This is a genomic window from Synechococcus sp. CCY 9618 (genome assembly GCF_019038415.1).
Lineage (GTDB): Bacteria > Cyanobacteriota > Cyanobacteriia > PCC-6307 > Cyanobiaceae > Cyanobium.
Genome location: NZ_JAFKRG010000034.1, coordinates 101,752 through 116,420 on the forward strand (window position 1 = coordinate 101,752; position 14,669 = coordinate 116,420).

Below are 14,669 nucleotides of genomic sequence, written 5' to 3' on the forward strand. Positions count from 1 at the left end.
AATCCAGCCGCAGATGCTGCAGCCATGGCGCCCCTGCGTCCCTGGAGTCCGATCCCCATCCACGATGCGGGTGAGCCGCTGATCGGTCTTCCGGCAGGTCTCTGGCGTCTGGAGCCCCATCCCTATCAGGCCCTGGGGGCCCCCTACGGCGAGGGGGCCAGCCCGTTCCGGTTGCGCCGGGCCGTGATCACCCGGCTCGAGAAAGCCCAGCAACGGCTTCAGCGGCAGCAACCCCGCTGGCGACTGGCCATCTTCGATGCCTGGCGCCCCATCGCCGTGCAGGCCTTCATGGTGCGCCACGCCTTCGTCGAGGCCTGCCGCCAGCGAGGGCTGGATGCGGATGGCACCGGTCCCGCCCAGCGGGCCCTGGCGGCCGAGGTGGATCGGTTCTGGGCGCCGCCCAGCGCCGATCCGGCCACTCCGCCCCCCCACAGCACCGGCGCGGCCGTGGATCTCACCCTGGCGGACGGGCTGGGTCGGCCTCTGGCCATGGGCGGTGCGATCGACGCCATCGGGGCCGTTTCAGAGCCCGACCACCACAGGGGCGCTGCGCAAGGCACCGAAGCCGCCGCGTGGCACCAGCGGCGGGTCCTGCTCGCAGAGGTGATGGCCGGCGCGGGCTTTGTCCAGCACCCCAATGAATGGTGGCATTTCAGCCACGGGGACCAGCTCTGGGCCTGGCGGCAGGGAGAACCCCGCGCCCGCTACGGCCGCGTGGATGGCTGAACCGAGTCCTGTGGCGCCTGGCCGGGCGGCATGGCACCGGCCGGAGGGATCGGGGTGCCCGGCAGGGTCAGCCCCAGTTCCCGAAACAATGTGCTGGCCTCCTTGCGGAGCAGCAGGCCCTTCTGGACGCAGCGTTTGAGGCTGGCCAGGGTCATGTCGTCCTGGAGCCGCCGCAACCGGGCCAGCACCACGGGGCTCTGATCGGCGTAGGGCAGCAGATGGGCCCGGTAGGAGGAGCGGATCGCTTCCGGCTTGCAGGCGAGCGGATCGGAATCGAAATACCTGGTGGGCGGGGGCGGCGACTGGGGACGCTCCGGCTCCACCGTCCAGCCGGGGGATGCTGCCCCAGACCAGCACAGCCCCCCCAGGACGGAGGGCAGCAGGATCAAGCGGAGGAAAGAAGCAGGCGTCCGCATCCAGGGGGCCTCACGGCTTCAAGGGTAGGAAACCGGGGGCTCCGGATCAGAAATCAGGCAGGGCTGAGCAGCCGGGCCACCCGTTCGGGACCGATCTTCTCGATGAAGTCGCCGAATCGGCTGCGCTGCCCGCCCTCGTCCCGCCAGGCCGTCAGCAGGGGTTCCAGGGTGGTCTCCAGGTCCTCCAGGGCCATTTTCTCCAGGTACGGCTGAGCAAGTCTGGTCAGGCTGTGGCTGCCGCCGAGCCACAGCTGGTAGGCGTCCACACCGCTGCCCACCAGACCGATCTCCGCCATGTAGGGGCGGGCGCAGCCATTGGGACAGCCCGTCATCCGCACCAGCAGGGGTTTGCGGATCTCCAGCTTCGCCAGCAGGGCATCGAGGCGGTCGAGCACGGCGGGAAGGATCCTCTCGGCTTCGGTGATGGCCAGGCCGCACAGGGGCAGGGCCGGACAGGCCAGGGCATGGCGGGCCAGGGCGGCGGGGGCCTCCGGGCTGGTGATGCCCAGGGACGTCAGCCCCTCCCGCACCGAGGCCCGCTGGGAGGTGCCGATGTTGCAGAGGAGCAGGTCCTGGTTGGGAGTGAGTCGCACCTCCAGCTGGTAGGTCTCGACGAGCTGGCGCAGACCCCGCTTCAGTTCACCCTGCAGGCGACCGCAGAGGACGGGAAGACCCACGAACCAGAGGCCGGGTGACTGGCGGTGCCAGCCCAGGTAATCGGTGAGGGTGGAGGCCGGTTCGCTGCGCAGACCCTTGATCGGATGAGGGAAGTAGCGGCCCAGTTCCTCCCGGAACCAGTCCACCCCCCGGTCCTGGATGAGGTACTTCATCCGGGCATGGCGGCGCTGCTCGCGGTCGCCGTGATCCCGCTGCAGGGCCACGATCGCCTGCACCAGCTCCAGCACATGTGCCGCGGCCACGTAGCCGAGGGGATCGGCGGTCCGGGCGAAGGTCTCCTCCTTGTTGTGGGTCCGGCCCATCCCGCCGCCGACGTAGACGTTGCAGCCGCGGGGTCGGCCGGATGGATCGGTGAACAGCACCAGGCCGATGTCCTGGGTCAGCAGGTCGACCGAGTTGTCGCCGGGGACGGTGACGGCGACCTTGAACTTGCGCGGCAGGTAGGTGGCGCCGTAGAGGGGCTCGGCGGCATCGCCGCTGAAGACGGCCCCGGCCTCCTGGAGCTTGCGTGCCTTCTTCACGGCCCCCTCGGGCTTGATGCGGTAGCTCAGATCACCGTCCACCCAGAGGTCGAGATAGGAGCCCTCGGCCGCCTGGGGGGCGAGCAGGTCGGCGATGCGATCGGCCAGCAGGCGGGCCTCCGGATAACCATCGCGCTCAAAGGGAGCGGCAGGGGCCATCACGTTGCGGTTGATGTCGCCGCAGGCCGAGAGGGTGGAGCCCAGGGCCCGGACGATGCCGCCGATCACCTCCTTGAGGTCGGCCTTGGTCACCCCATGCATCTGGAAGGCCTGACGGGTGGTGATCCGCAGGGTGCCGTTGCCCAGCCGATCGGCGAGGGCGTCGATGGCGAGGTAAAGGGAGGCAGGAACGCGACCGCCAGGGTTGCGCAGCCGCAGCATCATCTGCCAGTCCTTTTCAGCCCCCTTGCGGCGCTTGTCCCGGTCGTCCTGCTGGTAGCTGCCGTGGAACTTGAGGATCTGAACGGCCGGTTCACTGAAGCTGGGCCGATCGTTGTCCAGTTCGCCCGCCAGCGGATCGTGCAGGTGGCCGCTGCCGGCCTTGAGGGCCTCCTGGCGGGTGGGGGGTTTGGCAGGGGAAGCCGATGGGAGCGACGTGCTGTCGGCGACCGTCGTCGTGGACATCGGCAGATGGACGGGTAGGAGAGGAATGAAACTAGCGAACGGCAAGTCTCGCCCCGCTGGATCGCCTGCCCTTCTCCCCCATTTGCATACAGTCTCGTACTGACCGCCCCGCCGCATGGCCACCTTTCTGCTGGAGATCGGAACCGAGGAACTGCCGGCCGATTTCGTGCGCCTGGCTCTCCCCCAGCTGGAGGCGATTGTGGCCCGCGATCTGGCGGACGCCCGGCTGGCCTCGGACGCGATCACGGCCAGCGGCACCCCCCGGCGGCTGGCCGTGAGCATCACCGGGCTCCCCGAGCTGCAGCCGGATCTGGTCGAGGAGCGCAAGGGACCGCCGGCCCTGCAGGCCTTCCGGGATGGCCAGCCCACCGCCGCCGCCATTGGTTTCGCCCGGCGCTGCGGCTGTTCCCCCGAGCAGCTGGAGATCCGCGACACCGACAAAGGCCCCTTCGTGTTCGCCCGCACCACCGCTCCCGGCCGTGCCACCGCTGAGGTGCTGGCCGGCCGGATTCCCGAATGGATCCGGTCGCTCCAGGGACGACGCTTCATGCGCTGGGGTGAAGGGGAGGGACGTTTCAGCCGCCCCCTTCGCTGGCTGGTGGCGCTCCTCGACGAACGGGTGGTGCCGGTTCAGCTCCCGGATCTGGACCCACCCCTGACCAGTGGCCGCCTCAGCCGCGGTCACCGGCTCCACGACACCGAGGTGGCGATTTCCTGCGCCGATCGCTACGTCCCCTCCCTGGCCGAAGCCTGTGTGCAGGTCGACCGGGGGGAGCGGGCCGCGGGCATCCGGCAGGCCCTGGAGGGGGCGGCGGCCCGGGCGGAGGGCGTCCTCGATCTGCCGCCGGAGCTGTTCGACGAACTGGTGGATCTGGTGGAGTCCCCCCGGCTGATCGAAGGCGCCATCGACACGGCTTACCTGGCCCTGCCCCCGGAGGTGCTCAGCACCGTGATGCGTCTGCACCAGCGGTATGTGCCCCTGAAGGTCTCCGCCGTCGCCGCCGATCCCCTCGCCCTGACGTCCGATGGGGTGCTCCTGCCCCGCTTCCTCTGCATCGCCAATGGCCTTGCTGCTGCCGACGCCACCATCCGGCGGGGCAACGAGCGAGTGCTGCGGGCGCGGCTGGCCGATGCGGCGTTCTTTCTGGCCGCCGACCGGCGTCAGAGCAGCACCGAGCGGGTGGCGGCCCTTGATCGGGTCACCTTCGCCGAAGGCCTCGGCAGCCTGGCGGATCGCAGCCGGCGCATCGCCTGGCTCACCGACCTTCTCTGCCGCAGCCTGGAGATCGATCCGGCCACCGCGGAAGTCGCTCGACGGGCCGCCCCCCTGTGCAAGCACGATCTGGTGAGCCAGATGGTGGGTGAGTTCCCTGAGCTGCAGGGGGTGATGGGGGCTAAGTACCTGCTGGCCGAGGGGGAACCGCGCGCTGTGGCCCTGGCCGTGCTGGAGCACTACCAGCCCCGCGGTGCCGGCGATGCCCTGCCCGGATCCCCGGCTGGCGGCCTGCTGGCCCTGGCAGAAAGGCTGGAACTGCTGCTCAGCATCTTTGCCCGGGGGGAACGGCCCACGGGCTCCTCCGATCCGTACGCCCTGCGCCGCGCCGGCAACGGCCTGCTCCAGATTCTCTGGGATCGGGGCTGGTCCCTGGATCTGGTCAGTCTGCTGGGCCAGGCGACGGCCCACTGGCAACAGCTGCTGGAGACCCTGGCGGTGCGACCCCAGGCCCTGGCGGCCGACCTGCTGGAGTTCCTGCGCCAGCGGCTCGCCAGCCTGCTGGAGGAGGAAGGCTTCGGCACCGATCTGGTGCAGGCGGTGGCTGGTGAGGGGGTGTCCGTGGAGAGGGTGCTGCGGGATCCGGCCGACGCGCGGGCCCGGGTGGACCTGCTGCGGCGCCTGCGACAGGACGGCCGCCTGCCCCTGGTGCAGGCCGTGGTGCAGCGGGCCTCGCGCCTGGCCGAGCAGGCCGATCTGGAGCCGGAGGTGGTGACTCCGGAGGGGGCGGTGGACCCGGCCCTGTTCCGTTCCCCCAGTGAAGCTGCCGTTCTGGGCGTGCTGGAGCGGCTGGCGGTCCACGCCGCCGCCGCCGGCACCTCCCGCTACGAGCCCCTGGCCCAGCTGCTGGGGGAGAGCGGTGAAACCCTGGCCGCCTTCTTCGACGGCGCCGACAGCGTGATGGTGATGTGCGACGAGCCGGAGGTGCGCCGCAACCGGCTCAGGCTGCTGGCGGTGCTGCGCAACCAGGCCGCGGTGCTCGCCGATTTCAGCCGCCTCGGGGGCTGAAGTTTGTGGCCGCCGGCGCCGGCGGCGGATGCCTCAGTGCAGCAGGGCCACCTCCACGCACAGGCCGGGGCCGAAGGCCATGGCCAGGCAGGGGCCGGGTGCCCCGCTACGCCGCAGTCGCTCGAGGATGAACAGCAGCGTCGGGGAGGACATGTTGCCGCAGTCCCTGAGCACCGAGCGGGAGGGTTCGATCAGCGTGGGGGCGAGTCCGAGGGCGTCCGTCACCGCCGAAAGGATGCGGGGCCCGCCGGGGTGCACCGCCCAGCTGCCGATCGCCGCCAGATCCAGGCCATGGCCGGCCAGCCAAGCCTCCAGCCAGGGCCGCAGATGCTCCCCGATCAGCTCCGGCACCCGGGGCGAGAGGTCCATGGCGAAGCCGTGGTCCTCGATGCCCCACGACATGGCCTCGGCGCTGGCGGGCACGACCAGGGAGCCACTGGCGATCAACCGCCCCAGCGGGGGAAGGCCTGGCCCCCCCACCGTCCTCTCCCCTCCACAGGCCACCAGGGCGGCGGCCCCGTCGGCGAACAGGGCATTGGCGACGATCCGCTGGGCATCCCAGCCGTACTGGAGGTGCAGGCTGCAGAGCTCGACGGCGCACAGCAGAACGCAGGCCTGCGGATCGGCGCCGATGAACCCGGCGGCCACCCGCAGACCGTTGAGGGCCCCATGGCACCCCATGAAACCCACGTGGGTGCGGGCCACATCGGCGGCCAGGGGCAGGGCGGCCATCAGGGCGAGATCGACCCCGGGTGCCTGGAATCCCGTGCAGGAGACCGTGACCAGGTGGGTGATCCGTTCGGGGGGCAGCCGGGCCTGGGCGAGGGCGGCCTGCACGGCCCGCAGGGCCAGGGGGGCCGCTTCGCGGGCATAGCGCCGCATCCGTTCACCCGTGCCGGGGCTGGTGGGACCGAAGAAGGTCTGGTGGCAGGCGGCGTCGCTGTCTCCGTCCGGACCGCCGGGCTCAAGCAGGACGCTGTGGCGCGTGGCGACGCCGGAGCGGCGGTGGAGCGTCTCCAGCAGCCGCAGCTGGGTCGGGGAGCGGCCCTGGTTCGGCAGGGCCACCTCGGCAGCCAGAGCCGAGGCCTCTCCCTGGGCGATGCGATGGGGGGGCAGGGCCGTGCCCAGGCCGTGGATCGTCAGGGCCATGGGTCCAGGCTCAACTGTTCCAGGGTTGCACCTTCGAGCTGATGAAACAGCGGCGCCGCCAGCGCCGGCCAGCGGGCCACCAGCGCCAGCAGGCGGCGACTCAGCCCGGGGCGCCTCAGGGCGAAGGCGAGGCCGTGGCAGAGGCGCTGCCTGGAACCGATCAGACGGGCATGGCGGCGGGACCATTCCCGCTCGATCGCCACGGACCAATCCTCCTGGCCGCGCAGCACCAGGGGCACCGCCGCCAGTGCCCCCACCAGTCCCCAGCCCATGCCCTCGCCGGTGAAGGGCTCCACGTAGCCGGCGGCATCCCCCAGCAGCAGCAGGCGCTCGGCCGAGGGCGGGGTGCAGCGGCGGGTGAGGGCCGGGGTGGCGCGCCAGCAGGCTGCCTCCGCTTCCGGCAGGGGATCGAAGCCTGCGTCCGCCAGAACCCCGGCGCTGGCGGCGGCAGGTCCCCCGGCGGCGATCACATGGGCCCGGTCGAAGGCGGCGGCCAGGTTGAGGTCGCCGGTTTCGTTCCGCACCAGCCCCACGTACCCGTGGCGACCGATGGCCATGTGGATCGTCCCCGCTGCGTAGCCGCCGCTGTCGCCGGCCATCCTGCAGCCGGCGCCGATCCTGGCGCCCGGGCGGATCCGCGTCCGGATCGGCAGGGACTGGTCGAGGCCGGGGCTGCCAAGCCCTGTGGCCAGCAGCACCACCCGGCCGCTGGTGCTCCAGTGGTGGTCGCCGCTGCGCAACAGCACCTGCCGGCCCCCGGTGCAGGGGGCCGTCACGGTGGCCTCGGTGTCCATCCGCAGCACGGCGCCGGCGGCCTGCGCAGCCCCGCAGAGGGCCTGGTCGAAGCGCGCCCGGGAGATGGAGAGGCCCATGGGCAGTCCCAGTTCCGCCCCCTGGCCCCCCAGGCCGAGCCGAAGCCTGGCGAGGGGCACCCCCCCGAGCCCTGCGACCAGCCCGCCGAGGCCCGCCTGCTCCAGCGCCCTGAGGCCGACCCCGCTCAGGCAGCTGCCGCAGACCTTCCAGCGGGGAAACGTGCGCTTCTCCACCAGCAGCACCCGCAGGCGGTGGCGGGCCAGCTGCTGGGCGGCCAGGGCCCCGGCAGGCCCCGCCCCGAGCACGATCACGTCCCACTCCGGAGGATTCATCGGTGGGCCGATGTGCCGTTCGGCTGGTGCCAGCTCAGCAGGTACCGCTCGGGCCAGCTGCGGCGGACCCGGGCGCCCTCCAGACCGGCACGGGCCGCCAGGTCCCGCACTTCGTTCAGACGAAAGGCTCCCTGCACCGAGACCGGCCCATCGAACCGGACGATCGCTGACCGGCTCAGCAGACGGCAGCCCACCCAGGCCAGCCCGTAGCCGAGGGGGCTGCGGATCAGGTCGTTGACCAGCACCAGGGAACGGCTGGCCTGGGCCATGCGGCCCAGCAGATCGATGGCGGCTCCCTCGTCGAGGTGATGCAGGAACAGGGAGCACAGGATCACGTCGTAGCTCTCGGGCAACCGGTCCTTGAGGACATCGGCCTGGAAGAAGGTGGCATTCAGATCGCGCTCGGCCGCACGGCGGCAGGCGATGGAGAGCGCCGTGGGGCTGAGGTCGCAGCCGTCGACCTGCACCGCCAGGCCTGCTGAGCGGGCCTTCCCGGCCAGGGCGATGGTGTTGTCGCCACCACCGCAGGCCAGATCCAGAACCCTCAGGGGCCGGCCGTGCCGCTCCCTGGCCAGCACATCGATCGGCCCGAACAACGATCCGACCGCGCCGCTGATGGCATTGATGCGTCGCAGCCCTGCCAGGGCCTCGGCATGGGCCACCGGATCGATGCCGGGCTGATCCATCATTTCGGCTTGCCGGTGCCGCTGGGCCAGGGGTTGGAAGCGCATCGGGTCAGTTCATGGGGCCAACGGCGCCGCAGCGACCTGGAGGTGTGGGAATGGCAGAAGAGTGAGTTTCAGGTTAATTCGTTTACCAGAAGGCTGTGACGCCAAGACGAGGCGAACAGCTCAAACGGCAGTGGGCCTTGCTGTTTGCCCGATTCAGCCACTTTCTCCACGGCAAAGAATCTGACCGGATAGATACACCACTACCTGTTAATCTTGCCTTCCTATCCGTACGTGGTCTGTACGGCCTCCCTGGCGTCATCAATGCTGCTTGAGTGTCTGTTGATCGTGCTGTTGATTCTCATCAACGGTGTTTTTTCCGGTTCGGAACTGGCCATGATGTCGGCGCGGAAACTTCGTCTGGAGCACCGGGCGGAGCAGGGTGACCAGAAAGCCTCCGTGGCCCTGAAGCTGATCCGTTCCCCCAATGACTTTCTCTCGACGGTCCAGATCGGCATCACCCTGATCGGCATCCTCAGTGGGGCCCTGGGTGGGGCCACGGTGGCCCGATCGCTGCGGCCGATGCTCGAGGCCCTGCCCCCGCTGCGGCCCTGGGCCGAGCCCCTGTCCCTCGGAATCGTCGTCACGCTGATCACCTATCTGTCCCTGGTTCTCGGGGAACTGGTGCCGAAGCGCGTCGCCCTCAGCGACCCGGAGCGCATCGCCTGCTTCGTGGCACCCCCGATGCGGATCCTTTCGGGCTGGATGGCGCCCCTGGCCCATCTGCTGGGCTCCTCCACCGATCGCCTGCTCTCGGTGATGGGCATCGTCGAGAGTCAGGAGCCCGACATCACCGAGGAGGAGATCAAGGCCCTGCTGCGCCGGGGTACGGAGTCGGGTCTGTTCGACGTGGAGGAGCACGCCATGGTGCAGCGGGTCTTCCGGCTGGCTGATCGTCCGGTGAAAGCGATCATGACGCCCCGCACCGAGATCAGCTGGCTGGATCTGGCCGAGTCCCCCCAGACCCATCTGGATCAGGTCAGGGCGGTGAACCACTCCCTCTTTCCGGTGGCCCGCGACAGTCTCGATGCCTGCGTCGGGGTGGTGCGCGGACGCACCTTCCTGGCGGCCCAGCTCAGCGGCGGTCCCCGGGAGGTGGAGGCCTTTCTGCAACCACCTCTCTATGTGGGGGAGAGCACCCGGGCCCTCACGGTGATCGAGCAGTTCAAGACTTCGGGCATTCACATCGCCCTGGTCACTGATGAATTCGGCGGCGTCGAAGGCCTGGTGACTCTCAACGACATGATGGAGGCCATCGTGGGCGATCTGTCCTCCGCCAGAGACAGGGAGGACCCGATGATCATCCTGCGTGAAGATGGCTCGTGGCTCCTCGATGGCGCGCTCGACATCGCCGACTTCAAGGACCTGGTGGCCAGGACTCGCCTTCCGGATGAGCTGCGGGGCGGCTATCAGACCCTGGGTGGTTTCGTGATGCACCACCTCGAGCGCATCCCCCGGGCCGGGGAACATTTCGTATGGGAAGACCTGCGGATCGAGGTCGTCGACATGGACGGCAAGCGGATCGACAAGCTCCTGGTCAGCCGGTTGCCGTCTGGGTCCAGTTCGGGAGAAGGGTCGGACTGAACCCGGCCCCCCACGGGTCAGTCGATCACTTGCTGGCCAGCACCGGCTCCCGCAGGGACTCTGGCCCCGGTTCCGGATCCACGGCGGTGGTGGGGCGCCCGCCCGCGGGCTTCATGGCGGAGCGGGGGGCATCGGCCGCCAGGATGGCCTCGGCCTCCTCGGCGGAGCGAACGGCACTGGGCACCGGCCTGTAGCCGGCCGGGGCCAGGGCCTGACCCCGCAGCACCGCGCCGAGGGTGAGAACCGTCAGCTTGATCTGCTGCCAGGGGTTCATCATCACCACCCGCTTGTAGAGGTAGCTGTCAAAGGTGAGGCGCTGCACGTCCTTGTCGTCGCACATCTCGACGAAGGCCTCCCGGGCCGCATCGTTGCTGTAGAAAATGTTCTGCAGCAGTTCGAGCACCTTGTAGGTGGCGCCGTACTTGCGGTCCCACTTGCGGATGTAGACCTTGAGATTCTTCTCGGTGGGGATGCGGGTGCCGGCGGCGCTGGCCGCCACGATCTCCTCGGCGCACATGCGGCCGCTCTTGGCGGCGAAATAGATGCCCTCGCCGGAGCTTTTGGTCACATAGCCGGCGGCATCGCCCACCAGTGCCATGCGGCCCACCACCCGGCGGGGACGGGGATGTTCCGGAATCGGATGGGCTTCCACCTTGATCACCTCACCGCGAAGCAGCCGGCGGCTGGCCCGTTCCCGGATGCCCTTCTGCAGTCCCTTGATCAACGACTGGTTGGCCTGCATGGTGCCGGTTCCCACGGCCACGTGGTCGAACTTGGGGAAGACCCAGGCGTAGAAATCAGGGGAGACATCGGTGCCGACGTACATCTCGGCCAGATCCTCGTAATAGGCCATCTCCTCGGCCGGCAGGCGGATCCGCTCCTGGAAGGCGATGGCGACGTTGTAGTCGCCGGCATCCATGGCCTTGGCCACCCGGCTGTTGGCCCCGTCGGCGCCCACGATCAGGTCGACCTCGAGGGTCTTGAGTTCGCCGGTGGGCCCACCCGAGGAGTAGTCGGCGTAATGAAGGGTGTAGGGACCCTGCCGGTTGCTGCCGGTGTCGATGCTCTGCACCAGGCCATTGACCAGGTGGGTGCCGAGCTCGGCGGCCCGGTTGCGCAGGAAGCCGTCGAGCACCTCGCGCCGGCACATGCCGATGTACTCGTTGCTGTTCTCCAGATGGATGTCCACTTCCCGGTTGGAAGGGGAAATCATCCGCATGTTCCGCACTTTGCGGTCGATGATCGATTCGGGCAGATCGAATTCCTCCACCATGCAGAGGGGGATCGCCCCGCCGCAGGGTTTGGCGTTGTCAAGCTTGCGCTCGAACAGCCAGGTCTCGATGCCGGCCTTGGCGAGAACTTCCGCAGCACAGGAACCGCTGGGGCCGCCGCCCACGACTGCCACTCGCAACATCTTGAAACCTGCTCCGCCATTGGGATGTGAACGGAAACTAACACCGTCGTGCGGTCATCCGACGGGGAGAAAGTCCAATGAAATGGGGCCTCCCATCTAAGATCGCCGCCGGCTTGCAGCACAGGGAGTGTCCGCCCCAGGCGTCGGTGATGACATTCCTCTGGCCCGGCGCACCACGCCCCGCCCCCGCAGGCAAGCCTCACTCCGGAAGCGGCTGGCACGGCTCCTGCTCACCAGCGCCCTGCTGGCCGGCGGGGGCGTGCTGCTGCTTCTGGGGCCCCTCCGCAGCCTGATCGCCCCACCCCCACCGGTGCCAGGCCTGGCGGCGCGGCTCGGCCCGGACGGCCGGCTGCTGGGCCATTTCCCCTATCCCGACACCGACCAGGCGGATCTGGTCAGCATCGCTCCCGGGCTGCAACTGCGGCCCGAGGCGGCCCGTGCCCTGGAGGCCATGCGCGCGGCGGCGGACGCTGATGGCATCGCCCTGTCCGTGCTGAGCGCCTACCGCGGTCGCGATCTCCAGCAGCAGCTGTTCTTCGATGTCAAGGCCGAACGCAACCAGACCTCCGTGGACCGGGCCCGGGTGAGTGCCCCGCCCGGGTTCTCGGAACACAGCACCGGCTACGCGGTGGATCTGGGCGATGGCCGACGGCCGTCCACCAACCTGATGGAGAGCTTCGAAGACACCGAGGCCTATCGCTGGCTCGATCGCCACGCCGCCCGCTTCCACTTCGTGCGCTCCTTCCCCAGGGGGAACCGCCAGGGGGTCAGCTACGAGCCCTGGCACTGGCGTTTCGAGGGATCCACCGAAGCCCTGGAGATGTTCGAACCGGCCCAGCGGCTGGACCGTTGAGGCCAGGGTTCGGGGACCCACCTCCTGGGAGAAGGAGGCTGGGAGTAGGATCAAGAATCGCTTCAACGTTTCGCCATACGTCCACCTCGGGCCGGCGCGGCAGGGCCCTTGCAGGGGATTATTTCTCCAGAAGATCCCCGCCGGAGCGTCAGAGCGCAGGTTGGCTCGATTTCACCGGCCCGTTTGCAGCGAACCACACCCTCCTTGTGTCGCTTCCAACGCTTCATCTGCCACCAGACGAACGCCGTCGTTTCGATTCCATCGAACCCTTCTCCCCCCCATCGCAGGACGACATCCCCATGAGCGGCGACATCAAAGGCGCCCCGATACGCAATATCGCGATCATTGCCCACGTCGACCACGGCAAGACCACCCTGGTGGACGCCCTGCTCGAGCAGTCCGGCATCTTCCGCGAAGGTGAGGCGGTGCCCACCTGCGTGCTCGATTCCAACGACCTGGAAAGGGAGCGGGGCATCACGATCCTTTCCAAGAACACGGCCGTCGATTACAACGGCATTCGCATCAACATCGTCGACACGCCCGGCCACTCCGATTTCGGTGGTGAGGTGGAGCGGGTGCTGGGCATGGTGGATGGCTGCCTGCTGATCGTCGACGCCAACGAGGGCCCGATGCCCCAGACCCGCTTCGTGCTCAAGAAGGCCCTGGAGAAAGGGCTGAGGCCGATCGTCTTCGTCAACAAGATCGACCGGGTCCGGGTGGATCCCGAGCAGGCCGTCGACAAGGTGCTGGATCTGTTCATCGAGCTCGGCGCCGACGACGACCAGTGCGACTTCACCTATCTGTTCGGCAGCGGCATGGGGGGCTACGCCAAGCCCGACATGGCCACCGAGAGCGACAACATGAAGCCGCTCTTCGACGCCATCCTGCGCCACGTGCCGCCGCCGGTCGGTGATCCGGCCAAGCCCCTGCAGCTGCAGGTCACCACCCTCGACTACTCGGATTTTCTCGGCCGGATCATGATCGGCCGGGTCCACAACGGCACCATCACCGGCGGCCAGAGCGTCGCCCTGATCCGCGACGACGGCAGCATCAAGCGAGGCCGGATCAGCAAGCTGCTCGGTTTCCAGGGCCTGCAGCGGGTGGAGATCCCCGAGGCACGGGCCGGCGACCTGGTGGCCGTGGCCGGTTTCGACGAGGTCAACATCGGCGAGACGATCGCCTGCCCCGACCATCCCGAGGCCCTGCCCCTGATCAAGGTGGATGAACCCACCCTGCAGATGACCTTCGTGGTCAACGATTCCCCCTTCGCCGGCAAGGAGGGCAAGTTCGTCACCAGCCGCCAGCTGCGTGACCGCCTGCAGCGGGAGCTGCTCACCAACGTGGCCCTGCGGGTGGAGGACACCGACTCTCCCGACCGCTTCTCCGTCTGCGGCCGGGGTGAGCTGCACCTGGGCATCCTGATCGAGACCATGCGCCGGGAAGGCTTCGAGTTCCAGGTGTCCCAGCCCCAGGTGATCTTCCGCACCATCGACGGCACCCCCCATGAGCCGTTCGAGACCCTGGTGATGGATGTGCCCGAGGAGGCGGTGGGCAGCTGCATCGAGAAGCTCGGCATGCGCAAGGGCGAGATGCAGAACATGGAAGCCACCAGCGACGGCCGCACCCAGCTGGAGTTCGTGGTGCCCTCCCGGGGGCTGATCGGCTTCCGCGGTGAGTTCATCCGCGCCTCCCGGGGGGAGGGGATCATGAGCCACTCCTTCCTCGACTACCGCCCCATGCAGGGGGATTTCGATACCCGCCGCAACGGCGTGCTGATCGCCTTCGAGGAGGGCACCGCCACCTTCTACGCCCTCAAGGGGGCCGAGGACCGGGGCCAGTTCTTCATCACCCCCGGCACCAAGGTCTACAAGGGGATGATCGTCGGCGAGCACAACCGGCCGCCCGACCTGGAACTCAACGTCTGCAAGGCCAAGCAGGTGACCAACATCCGCTCGGCCGGTGCCGAGGTGCTGGACACGCTCCAGTCGCCGATTCAGATGACCCTGGAGAGGGCCCTGGAGTACATCGGCCCCGATGAGATGCTGGAGGTCACTCCTGAGTCGATCCGGCTGCGCAAGCTGCCGGTGAAGAAACCCGCCAAGCGGTGAGCCCCGCCGCACGGCCCGGCGCCGACGAGGAGACCCTGCTGCAGGCCGACCCGCGCCTGTGGCAGGCGGTCGACCGGTTCAACGCTGGCGACTGGTACGCCTGTCACGACGGCTTCGAGGAGCTCTGGCACGAGACCCAGGGTCCGATGCGCCCGGTGCTGCAGGGCATTCTGCAGATCGCGGTGGCCGAGCTCCACCTGGAGAAGGGCAACCGCCGTGGTGCCACGGTGCTGATGGGGGAAGGGCTGGGGCGCCTGCGCCGCTGCGGCGATGATGCCCTCGGCCTGGCCCTGGATCCCTTGCGGGCCCTGGCGGCGGTTCGCCTGGACGCCCTGCAGCAGCAAGGTGATCTCGACCAGCTCCGCCTGCCGCGCCTTGAACTGGCGCGGGATGCCGACACGCCGCCGGTACATTGAGCACACTCAAGGCCTCTCCGTTCCCC

General features: G+C 69.1%; 12 protein-coding genes. 6 read left to right on the plus strand and 6 right to left on the minus strand.

Translation table 11 applies throughout. The annotated features are described in order from the left end of the window. Positions 1 to 24 precede the first annotated feature (24 nt). Complete coding sequence (locus KUG41_RS08000; protein WP_216902900.1) at positions 25 to 726, plus strand: M15 family metallopeptidase; 702 nt, start codon at positions 25 to 27, stop codon at positions 724 to 726. Here KUG41_RS08000 and KUG41_RS08005 read toward each other — a convergent pair. Both KUG41_RS08005 and sir read right to left on the minus strand, forming a co-directional pair. Then, a complete protein-coding gene (locus tag KUG41_RS08005; RefSeq protein ID WP_216902902.1) occupies positions 705 to 1,115 on the minus strand; it encodes a hypothetical protein in 411 nt (136 codons plus the stop codon). The two genes, KUG41_RS08000 and KUG41_RS08005, sit on opposite strands and share 22 nt — an antisense overlap. An 80-nt stretch (positions 1,116 to 1,195) precedes the next feature. Further along, on the minus strand, positions 1,196 to 2,965 hold the full coding sequence (gene sir / locus KUG41_RS08010; protein WP_216902904.1) for a sulfite reductase, ferredoxin dependent: 1,770 nt from the start codon (positions 2,963 to 2,965) through the stop codon (positions 1,196 to 1,198). Between the two features lie 115 nt (positions 2,966 to 3,080). Between sir and glyS the strand changes: the two genes are divergently transcribed. Beyond that, positions 3,081 to 5,246 (plus strand): glycine--tRNA ligase subunit beta, encoded by a 2,166-nt coding sequence (glyS, locus tag KUG41_RS08015; protein ID WP_216902906.1) that lies wholly within the window; start codon positions 3,081 to 3,083, stop codon positions 5,244 to 5,246. A gap of 33 nt (positions 5,247 to 5,279) precedes the next feature. Here glyS and KUG41_RS08020 read toward each other — a convergent pair whose 3' ends face one another. Genes KUG41_RS08020 through KUG41_RS08030 form a run of 3 tightly spaced genes read right to left on the minus strand, consistent with a single transcriptional unit; the run spans position 5,280 to position 8,271 of the window. Continuing rightward, positions 5,280 to 6,395: a type III polyketide synthase gene (locus KUG41_RS08020; RefSeq protein ID WP_216902907.1), complete on the minus strand. Its 1,116-nt coding sequence runs from the start codon at positions 6,393 to 6,395 to the stop codon at positions 5,280 to 5,282. Continuing rightward, positions 6,386 to 7,540, minus strand: coding sequence for an NAD(P)/FAD-dependent oxidoreductase (locus KUG41_RS08025; protein WP_216902909.1), 1,155 nt, complete (start codon positions 7,538 to 7,540; stop codon positions 6,386 to 6,388). Before KUG41_RS08025 ends, KUG41_RS08020 begins: the two co-directional genes overlap by 10 nt. Next, complete coding sequence (locus KUG41_RS08030; RefSeq protein ID WP_216902911.1) at positions 7,537 to 8,271, minus strand: methyltransferase domain-containing protein; 735 nt, start codon at positions 8,269 to 8,271, stop codon at positions 7,537 to 7,539. Before KUG41_RS08030 ends, KUG41_RS08025 begins: the two co-directional genes overlap by 4 nt. A gap of 285 nt (positions 8,272 to 8,556) precedes the next feature. Here KUG41_RS08030 and KUG41_RS08035 point away from each other — a divergent pair, with 285 nt between their 5' ends. Beyond that, positions 8,557 to 9,852 carry a hemolysin family protein gene (locus KUG41_RS08035; RefSeq protein WP_371734085.1) on the plus strand — a complete coding sequence of 432 codons (1,296 nt, stop codon included), beginning with the start codon at positions 8,557 to 8,559 and terminating at the stop codon, positions 9,850 to 9,852. 25 nt (positions 9,853 to 9,877) lie between these two features. Here the strand turns inward: KUG41_RS08035 and chlP are convergent, their stop codons facing one another. Then, a complete protein-coding gene (gene chlP, locus KUG41_RS08040) occupies positions 9,878 to 11,266 on the minus strand; it encodes a geranylgeranyl reductase (RefSeq protein ID WP_216902915.1) in 1,389 nt (462 codons plus the stop codon). Positions 11,267 to 11,393: 127 nt separating this feature from the next. On the opposite strand from chlP, the gene KUG41_RS08045 reads away from it, so the two are divergent. The 3 genes from KUG41_RS08045 (at position 11,394) to KUG41_RS08055 (ending at position 14,643) form a co-directional block, all read left to right on the plus strand. Continuing rightward, on the plus strand, positions 11,394 to 12,119 hold the full coding sequence (locus tag KUG41_RS08045; protein WP_216902917.1) for a M15 family metallopeptidase: 726 nt from the start codon (positions 11,394 to 11,396) through the stop codon (positions 12,117 to 12,119). A gap of 299 nt (positions 12,120 to 12,418) precedes the next feature. Next, complete coding sequence (typA, locus tag KUG41_RS08050) at positions 12,419 to 14,227, plus strand: translational GTPase TypA (protein WP_216902919.1); 1,809 nt, start codon at positions 12,419 to 12,421, stop codon at positions 14,225 to 14,227. Further along, positions 14,224 to 14,643, plus strand: coding sequence for a DUF309 domain-containing protein (locus KUG41_RS08055; RefSeq protein ID WP_216902921.1), 420 nt, complete (start codon positions 14,224 to 14,226; stop codon positions 14,641 to 14,643). Before typA ends, KUG41_RS08055 begins: the two co-directional genes overlap by 4 nt. The last annotated feature ends 26 nt before the right edge of the window (positions 14,644 to 14,669 follow it).

Bases quoted from the DNA above. Each gene is read 5' to 3' on its own strand.
- typA (WP_216902919.1), top strand. From the start codon at position 12,419: ATGAGCGGCGACATCAAAGGCGCCCCGATACGCAATATCGCGATCATT.
- KUG41_RS08020 (WP_216902907.1), bottom strand. From the start codon at position 6,395: ATGGCCCTGACGATCCACGGCCTGGGCACGGCCCTGCCCCCCCATCGC.
- KUG41_RS08025 (WP_216902909.1), bottom strand. From the start codon at position 7,540: ATGAATCCTCCGGAGTGGGACGTGATCGTGCTCGGGGCGGGGCCTGCC.
- chlP (WP_216902915.1), bottom strand. From the start codon at position 11,266: ATGTTGCGAGTGGCAGTCGTGGGCGGCGGCCCCAGCGGTTCCTGTGCT.
- KUG41_RS08000 (WP_216902900.1), top strand. From the start codon at position 25: ATGGCGCCCCTGCGTCCCTGGAGTCCGATCCCCATCCACGATGCGGGT.
- sir (WP_216902904.1), bottom strand. From the start codon at position 2,965: ATGTCCACGACGACGGTCGCCGACAGCACGTCGCTCCCATCGGCTTCC.
- KUG41_RS08030 (WP_216902911.1), bottom strand. From the start codon at position 8,271: ATGCGCTTCCAACCCCTGGCCCAGCGGCACCGGCAAGCCGAAATGATG.
- glyS (WP_216902906.1), top strand. From the start codon at position 3,081: ATGGCCACCTTTCTGCTGGAGATCGGAACCGAGGAACTGCCGGCCGAT.